We start from the raw sequence: 8,643 nt of genomic DNA, 5'->3' as shown, positions 1-8,643 counted from the left end.
CCCCGAGCGGGTCCACCCCGCCGCTCTCCTCGGCCGCCGCGACGGCCGCCCGCGCGGCGGCGGCGGCCTGGGCCAGGTCGCGGTCCTGCGCGGCCGCGCCCAGCGTGTCGAGGTCGGTCCGCAGCCGCAGCAGCGCCGTGGGCAGCTCCGCGGTCGCACGGTCCAGGTCCGCCCCGGCCCGGCCGACGGCGTCGAGCAGCTGGGCGGCCTGCGCGCTCGCCTCCTCCGCGGTGCGGACGGCGTCCACCACGGCGTCGCCCTCCGTGGTGGCCGCGATCGCGGCCCGGCCGCTGTCGACGGCCTCGCGCGCCGCGGCGGTCCGGCGCAGCGCCTCGTCGGGGTTGGTGGCGACCGACGACAGGGCGGTGGGGCTGAACCGCGCCGCCAGGCGGGTCAGCTCGGCGCGCGCCGGCGCCACGCGGGCCTCGAGCTCCGGCAGCCGGGTCGCCACGGCGTCGAGGCGCTGGGGGGCCGTCGCCACGAGGTCGCGCAGCTCCTCGATGCGCCCCGACTCGGCGTCCAGGGCCGCCCCGGCCTGCTCGCAGGACTGCAGGACCGACGTGAGCAGCGCCCGGGTGCGGGCGTCGTCGTCGGGTTCGTCGTCGTCCAGCAGCTGGCGCTGCTGGAAGGCCGCGGTCAGCGCCGCCTTGGCCGCCGCGAGCGCGGCGGCGAACGGCTGGGTCGCCTCCTCGCCGAACTCGGCCCTCGCGAACTCCAGCTCCTGGCCGCTGGTGCGGACCGCGTCGTCGGCGCGCACCAGGGTCGCGTCGGCGCGCGTGCGGAGGTCCGCGGTGCTCGTGCCGGCGAACGGGTCCGGCGGGCCGCCCGCCGCGGCGGGGCCCGAACCGGCGCCGCGGCGATGGCGCGCGCGGAGCACGAGGGCCACGACGACCCCGAGCAGCACCAGGACGACGAGGACGAGCACGAGCAGCCCCGCTCCGGAGGAGCCGCCCGAGGTGGTCGAGCCGGAGGAGCTCCCCGTGCCGCCGCCCACCTGGTCGCCGATGCTCTGCGCGCCGGCGACGACGGCGCCGGACCAGTCCTCCTGCCCCAGCTCGGTCTCCGTGTCGCGGGAGACCTGCGTCAGCTCCTCCTGCGTCAGCGGGGAGGAGTCGGACACGTGGTAGGCGTACGCGCTGTCGTCCACCGCCACGGCGAGGAGCACGTCGTCGGTGCCGAAGCCGCTCGCCTCGAACGTCTGCCGCGCCCAGTCCTCGCCGGAGATCCCGTCGAAGGAGCCGACGTAGACGACCCAGAGCTGCTGGCGGTCCTCGTCGCTGAGCTGCCGCAGCGCGTCGTCGACCTCTCGCTGCCCACCCTCGAGCGCGCCGACCCGGTCGGTGACCTGGCTCGTGAGCCGGGACGGGGGGTCGGCGGCCGCGGGTGCGGCCAGCGCGATCCCGGACCCGGCGATCAGCAGCGCGGCCAGGGCAGTGCTCGTGCGTCGTCTCACGGCGGTCAGTCTGCCGCGCGCCGCGGCCGTCCGCCGAGGTCCCGCGAGCGCGGGGGCGGGAGGAGGGGCCGGTTCAGGTCGGCGTCCTCGATGCCGATCGAGGGAGTGCAAGACCCACCGCGTGACGTCGTCGACCACGGCCGCCGCGCACGACCGGAGAGGAACTCCGTGTTCCGACGCTCCCCCCGCGCTGCTGCGACCCCGACCGGTCCCATGCCCCGCGACGTCGAGGCCCTCGAAGCGGTGCTCGCCGCCCTCGACGGCGGCGTCACCACGGAGGTCGAGGCCCACCTCGCGGGCATCCGCGCCCTCGTCGGAGCCCTGGACCTCGCCTACGGCGCGGTCTGGCTGCCCGGTCCGGACGGTCGCTTCCGCCTGGGCGCCGAGGTGGGGCAGCTCGCCCCCGCCATGGCGGCGTCGCGGGACCTGGGGATCGGCCCCGGTGACGGTCTGGGCGGCCGCGCGATCTCGTCGGGTCAGGCGCAGGAGTGCGGCATCGGCACCGGCACGGACGCCTGCCTGCGCTGGCGCGACGCGCAGGCCGCGGGCGCGCACCACGGCTGCCAGATGCCGATCACGGAGGCCGGCAAGGTCGTCGCGGTCCAGGAGTTCTACAGCAAGGACCCGCTGCCGTTCTTCGGCGGCCGCAGCGCCAAGTGGGAGGCCATCGCCCGCGTCGCGGCCCACGCCCGGCGCAGCGCGCTCGACTCCGCCCAGCTGCAGGAGACGCTGAACGACCGCAGCGCCGTCACCTCCGTGGTGACGAGCATCGGCGACGCCGGCGACCAGGCCGGGGCGCTGCGCCTCGCGCTGGAGACGGTGCGCTCCGCGTTCGGCTGGGCCTACGGCTCCTACTGGGCGCTGGACGAGAGCGACCGCAAGCTGAAGTTCGTCACCGAGTCCGGCTCGGCGGGCGAGGAGTTCCGCAAGGTGACGCTGACCGCCTCCTTCGCCGAGGGCGTCGGCCTCTCGGGCCGCGCGTGGCGCGCCCGGGACCTCGTCTTCGTCCGGGACCTCGGGGAGATCACCGACTGCGTCCGGGCTCCCGCCGCGCAGCGGGCCGGCGTGCGCTCGGGCGTCTGCTTCCCCATCACGGCCGACGGCCGGGTCGTGGGCACGATGGACTTCTTCTCCACGGAGACCATCGAGCTGTCCGACTCGCGCGCCTCCGCGCTGCGCAACGTCCAGCACCTCCTCTCCCAGCGCCTCGACGTGCTGCGCCGCGTGGAGGCCGACGCGGACAGCTCCCGCGAGCTGCTCACCACGGTGTCGCGGCTGCGCGAGGCCACCACGGACGCCGGGCGGGTCGCCGACGCCGCCGTGAGCCAGGCGACCACGATGACCACGGACGTCGACGCGCTGCAGGCCGCCTCGGCCGCCGTCGGCGAGGTCATCAAGATCATCTCGGGGATCGCCGACCAGACGAACCTCCTGGCCCTCAACGCGACCATCGAGGCCGCGCGCGCCGGGGAGCTCGGCCGCGGCTTCGCCGTGGTCGCCAGCGAGGTGAAGGACCTCGCGCGGGAGACCGCCGAGGCCACCCAGCGCGTGGCCGAGCAGATCGCCGGGATCCAGAACTCGAGCCGGTCCGTCGCCGAGGGCATCAACACGACCGCCGGCATCATCCGCGAGCTCGACACCGTGCAGGCCCGCATCGGCGACGTCATCGACGAGCAGGCCGAGATGGCGGCCGCGTTCGACAACCGGCGCTGACGCGGCCCCTCGACCACCGCACGGGTGTCCGCCCTGAGCGGACACCCGTGCGGTGCCCCACGTCCGGCTCGTAGCGTCGGCCGTCTCAGCCGTCGAGGACTGGAGACCGTCGTGGACCACGCGCTGCGCACCCCCCTCCGACTGGTGCCCCGCGTGCCCGGTCCGCCGGCGCCGGGCGAGGAGTCCCGCCCGGCCCAGCGCCGGCCGCCGGAACCCCTGCTGCGCGTCGTCCTCGGCGGGGTCCTGCGCGCCGAGCGCACCGCCCAGCGCCGGACCCTCGCCGACGTCGCGACCGCGGCGCGCGTGTCGCTGCCCTACCTCTCCGAGGTGGAGCGGGGCCGCAAGGAACCCTCCTCGGAGGTGCTGGCCGCGGTGTGCGAGGCGCTCGACCTCACGCTGACCGACCTCGTGACGCGCACGGGCACGGCGCTCGCCGGTCGCGCCGGCGCGGGCCGCTCCGGCGCCACGCTGTCCCTCGCCGCCTGAGGTCGTCACCGCTCAGCTGCGGACCGCGTCCAGCGGCGACACCACGCGGTCGGCGACCCCGTAGGCGACGGCCGCCTCGGCGGGCAGCACGAGGTCGCGGTCGAGGTCGGCCCGCAGCCGGGCGACGTCGTGGCCCGTGTGGCGGGCGAGGACCTGCTCGATCTGCGCGCGGATCCGCAGCACCTCGGCGGCCTGCAGCTCCAGGTCCGTCGCCGTGCCCTGCGCCCCGCCCGAGGGCTGGTGCAGCAGGACCCGCGAGTGCTCCAGGACGGACCGCTTGCCCGGCGCCCCGGCGGCGAGCAGGACCGCGGCCGCCGAGGCGGCCTGCCCCACGCAGAACGTCGCCACGTCGGGCTGGACGAACTGCATGGTGTCGTAGATCGCCGTCAGCGCCGTCGCGGAACCTCCGGGGGAGTTGATGTAGAGGTTGATGTCGGCGGTGGGGCTCTCCGAGGCCAGGTGCACGAGCTGCGCGATGACCACGTTGGCCACCGCGTCGTCGATCTCCCCGGCGAGGAACACGATGCGGTCCGAGAGCAGCCGGCTGAACACGTCGGAGGTGCGGTCACCGCGTGCGGTCGTCTCGGTGACGTAGGGGATGACGGTGGACATCACAGACCCACCCGTCGCACCGCGCCGAGCCGCACGTCCTCGACCCGCTCGACGACCGCGTCGACGAGGCCGTAGTCGCGGGCCTCCTCGGCCGTGAACCACCGGTCGCGCTGGGAGTCGGCGTCGATGGTGGCGACGTCCTGCCCGGTGTTCTCGGCGATGAGCCGCTGCATCGTCGCCTTGGTGTGCGCCAGGTTCTGCGCCTGGATCGCGATGTCCGCTGCGGTGCCGCCGATCCCGCCCGAGGGCTGGTGCATCATCACGCGGGCGTGCGGCAGGGCGAAGCGCTTGCCGGCGGTGCCCGCGCAGAGCAGGAACTGCCCCATGCTCGCGGCCATCCCCATGACCAGCGTGGCCACGTCGTTCGGGATGAGGCGCATGGTGTCGTAGATCGCCAGGCCGGCGCTGATCGAGCCGCCGGGGGAGTTGATGTAGAGGGCGACGTCGCTGCGGGGGTCGTCGGCGGACAGCAGCAGCAGCTGCGCGCAGATGCGGTTCGCGGCGGTGTCGTCCACCTCCGTCCCCAGGACGACGATGCGCTGGTGCAGCAACCGCTGGGACAGCTGGTCGTCGAAGGGACCGGCGAGGGTGCTCGGTGGTGCGGACACGATGACCTCCTGGGGTTCTTCCGGCCGGCGGGAGCGGGCCTGCCACCACTGTCGGGCTGGGTCGGTGGACGGGGGAGGGGTTTCTGCCGTGGGGAGATCTGCCGGGGGGAGAAACCCCGGAGAGGCGGGACGTCGCCGAACCTAGGACCGGACGGGGGAGTTCCCCGCGGTCCGTCCACAGGGGGCCCTGGACGGCCGCCGGTGGACCCCGGCGGACGGCGGTCGACCGTGGTCCGCGGTGAAGCCACCGGGGCCCGCGCCGCCAGGGCCTGGTCGCACCCACCCGCGGCGCGGGGGGAGGATGGAGGCGTGGCCAGCACCTCCTCCCGCACCGCCCGCGCGCGCGTCCGCGCCCCCCAGCTCGTCGGCCGCCGGTGGCTGAACACCGGTGGCGTCGACGTGAGCCTCGCCGACCTGCGCGGCAAGGTCGTGCTGCTCGACTTCTGGACGAGCTGCTGCGTGAACTGCCTCCACGTCCTCGACGAGCTGCGCCCGCTCGAGGAGCGCTACGCCGACGTGCTGGTGACCGTCGGCGTGCACTCCCCGAAGTTCCGGCACGAGGCCGAGCCCGCGGCCCTGGACGCGGCCGTGGACCGCTACGAGGTGCACCACCCGGTCCTCGACGACCCCGACCTCGTGACGTGGAAGGCGTTCACCGCGCGCGCGTGGCCGACGCTGGTCGTCATCGACCCCGAGGGCTACGTCGTCGCGTCGCTGTCGGGGGAGGGGCACGCCCACGGCCTGGCGGTGCTCCTCGACGAGCTGGTCGCGGAGCACGACGCGAAGGGGACGCTGCACCGGGGCAGCGGCCCCTACGTGGCGCCCGCACCGGCCGACTCCGCGCTGCGGTTCCCGGCGCGCGTCGTGGCGCTGCCCGACGGCGGGCTGCTCGTCGCCGACACCGCCCACCACCAGCTCGTGGAGCTGGAGGCGGACCTCGTCACCGAGCGCCGGCGCATCGGGTCGGGGCAGCGCGGGCTGCAGGACGGCGACGCGGGGACCGCCCGCTTCGCCGAGCCGCAGGGCCTCGCGGTGCTGCCCGCCGACGTCGCGGCCCGGCTCGGCTACGACGTCGTCGTGGCCGACAGCGTCAACCACGCGCTGCGCGCGGTGCGCCTCGCGGACGGGACCGTCACGACCGTCGCCGGCACCGGCCGGCAGCTGCGCCGCCGCGAGGGCGGTGGTCCCGCCCTCGAGCAGGACCTGTCGACGCCGTGGGACGTGGCCTGGTTCGACGGGCAGGTCGTCGTCGCGATGGCCGGGGTGCACCAGCTGTGGGCGTTCGACCCGGACGCCGGCACCGTCCGGGTGCTCGCCGGCACCACCGCCGAGGGCATCAACGACGGGCCCGCCGAGCAGGCGTGGTTCGCGCAGACCTCCGGGTTCGCCGTCCAAGACGTCGACGGCGTGGAGACCCTCTGGTTCGTCGACGCCGAGACCTCGGCGCTGCGGTGGCTGCGGCGGAGCGGTTCCGTGGACAGCGGCATCCGCGTTGTCGAGGACGAGCGGATGGCCAACGTCGCGGCGGTCGCCGGGGCCGGGTACGAGGTCGGCACGGCCGTCGGGCAGGGGCTGTTCGACTTCGGCTTCCGCGACGGCGCCGGCGTCCCGTCCGGGGACGCGGAACCCGCCCTGTTCCAGCACCCGCTGGGCCTCACGGTCGCCCCGGACGGCAGCCTCCTCGTGGCCGACACCTACAACGGGGCGCTGCGGCGCTACGACCCCGCGACCGGTCAGGTCACCACGCTGCTCACCGACCTCGCGGAACCCTCCGACGTGCTCGTCGACGGCACGGGTGAGGCGGAGTCGCTCCTCGTCGTCGAGGCCGCCGCCCACCGGATCACGCGCTTCGCGGTGCCCGTGGAGGTGCGCGTCGACGAGGGCGCGCACACCGTCCAGCGCCCGCCCACGGACCTGCCGCCGGGGGCCGTCTCGCTGAGCGTGGCGTTCACGCCGCCGACCGGTCAGAAGCTCGACCACCGCTGGGGCGACCCCACCCGCCTCGTCGTCGCGGCCTCGCCGCCGGAACTCCTCGTCGCCGGGGCCGGGGACGCGGAGGGCCTGCAGCGCAGCGTGGTCCTGGCCGATCCCGCCACGAGCGGGCTGACCGAGGGCGTCCTGCACGTCAGCGTCCAGGCCGCCGCCTGCGACGGCGACCCGGAGACCGGCGAGGTCCCCGAGTTCGCCGCGTGCCACCTCTACCAGCAGGACTGGGGCATCCCCGTCCGGCTCGTCGCCGGTGCCGGCGACGACCTGGTGCTGGAGCTGCGCGGGGCCTGAAGCCCGGCGGGATTGCTGCCGGAGCGAGTCCGGCCGCCGCCCGACGGTGGGGCGGCGGGTCCGGACACCGCCCGGCGGGCGACCTACTGCCGGTAGCCCTCGACCTCGCTGACGGGGCGCTCGCCCGCCTCGTCCGGGTCCAGGCCCGCGTCGCGCTTGGCCTGCCGCTGCCGCAGGAGGTCCCACAGCTGGTCCAGGGACTCCTCGGCCTCGCGCAGCTTGCCGCGCTCCTCCGCCGAGCTCACGTCCCCGGCCTGCAGGGCGCTGCGCAGCTCGTGCTCCTGCGCGACGAGCTCGGTGATCTGCTGGTGGATGGTCCTGTCGTCCACGGGGCTCCTCCCGGTCCGGGTGGCGCCGCTGCTGGGCGCCGGGCTCAGCACAGTAGGGGACGCCCCGGTGCGCGGCGCGGCCGGAGGCGCACCCCGGCCCCGCTGCGGCGACTAGCCTCGGGCGGTCGCGGGGGCGGCCCGCAGGTGGGTGTCGAAGAAGGTGAGGATGCGGCGCTTCGCGTCCTCGGCGGCGCCCGCGTCGTAGCCGACGCCGGCGGCCTTCATCACGGGGTTCAGGGGCGAGACGGCGGCGATCCGGTTGAGGAAGCCGTGCCGGGCCTGCGGGTACTCGTGGACGTCGTGCTCGACGCCGGTGGCCTCCAGCGCCGTGGTCAGCTTCGCGGCCGCGCCCGGCAGGGACCGGTCCTTGGCGCCGAAGCTCCCGATCACCGGGCAGGCCCCGGCGAGGATGGCCTCGACGTCGTCGGGGACCTGGCCGTAGTTCACCGACGCCACGTCGAAGATCCCGCGGCCGGCGGTGAGGAGGGCGAAGCCCCCGCCCATGCAGTAGCCGATGACTCCCGTGCGCCCCGTGGTGTCCTCGCGTCCCGCGAGCGCCGTGCGCGCCGCCTCGATCTCGTCGAAGGCGACGCCCTCGCGGGCGGCGAGCTGCCGGAACACCCCGCGCAGGCACTTGCGCGCCCCGCCGCGGGAGAACAGGTCCGGGGCGAGGGCCGCGTAGCCGGCCGCGGACAGCCAGTCCGCCTGCTGCTTGACGTCGTCGCCGAGGCCGAACGCGTCGTGGACCACGACGACCCCGGGCCACGGTCCGGGGCGGTCCGACGTCGCGACGGGCAGCGACAGGTAGGCGGGCAGCGGGGTGCCGTCGGCCGAGGGGATCGTCGTCATGGGCATGCGCGCATCGTCACCCGCGGGTGATCACCGCGCCACCCCTGGTCGCGCGGTGCCGGACGGGGGCACCATCGACGGGGTGGAGCCCGTCCGGCAGTACGTGCGGCGCCGCGCCGCGCCCGCGCTGCGGCCCTGGGTGGCCGGGTGCTCGGGCTACCGGGAGGCGGGCGTGGGGCCGGTGCGCCACCTCGGGCTGCCGTCGCCGTGGATGACGCTGATCCTCACCCTCGACGACCCCCTCGTGGTCGAGCGCCACCCCGACCCCGCGCAGCCGGGCGGCCGCTTCGACGCGCTCGTGGGCGGGCTGCAC

At 75.9% G+C, this 8,643-nt stretch carries 8 protein-coding genes and 1 pseudogene; 4 read left to right on the top strand and 5 right to left on the bottom strand.

All coding sequences use genetic code 11. The annotated features are described in order from the left end of the window. The coding region (locus F1544_RS22660; protein ID WP_167588473.1) for a TPM domain-containing protein at window positions 1-1,453 on the bottom strand (1,453 nt) is incomplete at its 3' end. A gap of 213 nt (window positions 1,454-1,666) precedes the next feature. On the opposite strand from F1544_RS22660, the gene F1544_RS25685 reads away from it, so the two are divergent. Further along, the gene (locus F1544_RS25685) at window positions 1,667-3,166 is read left to right on the top strand and encodes a methyl-accepting chemotaxis protein (RefSeq protein WP_208972449.1); all 1,500 of its coding nucleotides are present in this window, start codon (window positions 1,667-1,669) and stop codon (window positions 3,164-3,166) included. Window positions 3,167-3,277: 111 nt separating this feature from the next. After that, on the top strand, window positions 3,278-3,652 hold the full coding sequence (locus F1544_RS25960; RefSeq protein WP_308470284.1) for a helix-turn-helix domain-containing protein: 375 nt from the start codon (window positions 3,278-3,280) through the stop codon (window positions 3,650-3,652). Window positions 3,653-3,664: 12 nt separating this feature from the next. On the opposite strand, the gene F1544_RS22645 is transcribed toward F1544_RS25960, so the two are convergent. Together F1544_RS22645 and F1544_RS22640 are read right to left on the bottom strand one after the other, a co-directional pair. Next, window positions 3,665-4,264, bottom strand: a complete 600-nt coding sequence (locus F1544_RS22645; protein WP_167588471.1) for a ClpP family protease — start codon at window positions 4,262-4,264, stop codon at window positions 3,665-3,667. Beyond that, entirely contained in the window at window positions 4,264-4,872 is a 609-nt protein-coding gene (locus F1544_RS22640; RefSeq protein ID WP_308470283.1) for a ClpP family protease, read from the bottom strand. The genes F1544_RS22645 and F1544_RS22640 overlap by 1 nt, the downstream gene beginning before the upstream one ends. A 309-nt stretch (window positions 4,873-5,181) precedes the next feature. On the opposite strand from F1544_RS22640, the gene F1544_RS22635 reads away from it, so the two are divergent. After that, on the top strand, window positions 5,182-7,152 hold the full coding sequence (locus F1544_RS22635) for an NHL domain-containing thioredoxin family protein (RefSeq protein WP_167588470.1): 1,971 nt from the start codon (window positions 5,182-5,184) through the stop codon (window positions 7,150-7,152). Window positions 7,153-7,235: 83 nt separating this feature from the next. Here the strand turns inward: F1544_RS22635 and F1544_RS25680 are convergent, their stop codons facing one another. Together F1544_RS25680 and F1544_RS22625 are read right to left on the bottom strand one after the other, a co-directional pair. Then, on the bottom strand, window positions 7,236-7,481 hold the full coding sequence (locus F1544_RS25680; RefSeq protein WP_167588469.1) for a DUF2630 family protein: 246 nt from the start codon (window positions 7,479-7,481) through the stop codon (window positions 7,236-7,238). Window positions 7,482-7,592: 111 nt separating this feature from the next. Continuing rightward, window positions 7,593-8,336, bottom strand: a complete 744-nt coding sequence (locus tag F1544_RS22625) for a dienelactone hydrolase family protein (RefSeq protein ID WP_167588468.1) — start codon at window positions 8,334-8,336, stop codon at window positions 7,593-7,595. Between the two features lie 76 nt (window positions 8,337-8,412). Here F1544_RS22625 and F1544_RS22620 point away from each other — a divergent pair. Then, a pseudogene (locus F1544_RS22620) lies at window positions 8,413-8,643 on the top strand (AraC family transcriptional regulator); the annotation flags it as partial.

It is taken from the genome of Kineococcus rubinsiae, assembly GCF_011839805.1.
Lineage (GTDB): Bacteria > Actinomycetota > Actinomycetes > Actinomycetales > Kineococcaceae > Kineococcus > Kineococcus rubinsiae.
This window is presented reverse-complemented; position numbering and strand designations above follow the sequence as displayed.

What these genes read in the sequence shown, in the direction of transcription:
- F1544_RS25685 (WP_208972449.1), top strand. Translation starts at nt 1,667, where the DNA reads ATGCCCCGCGACGTCGAGGCCCTCGAAGCGGTGCTCGCCGCCCTCGAC.
- F1544_RS22645 (WP_167588471.1), bottom strand. Translation starts at nt 4,264, where the DNA reads ATGTCCACCGTCATCCCCTACGTCACCGAGACGACCGCACGCGGTGAC.
- F1544_RS22625 (WP_167588468.1), bottom strand. Translation starts at nt 8,336, where the DNA reads ATGCCCATGACGACGATCCCCTCGGCCGACGGCACCCCGCTGCCCGCC.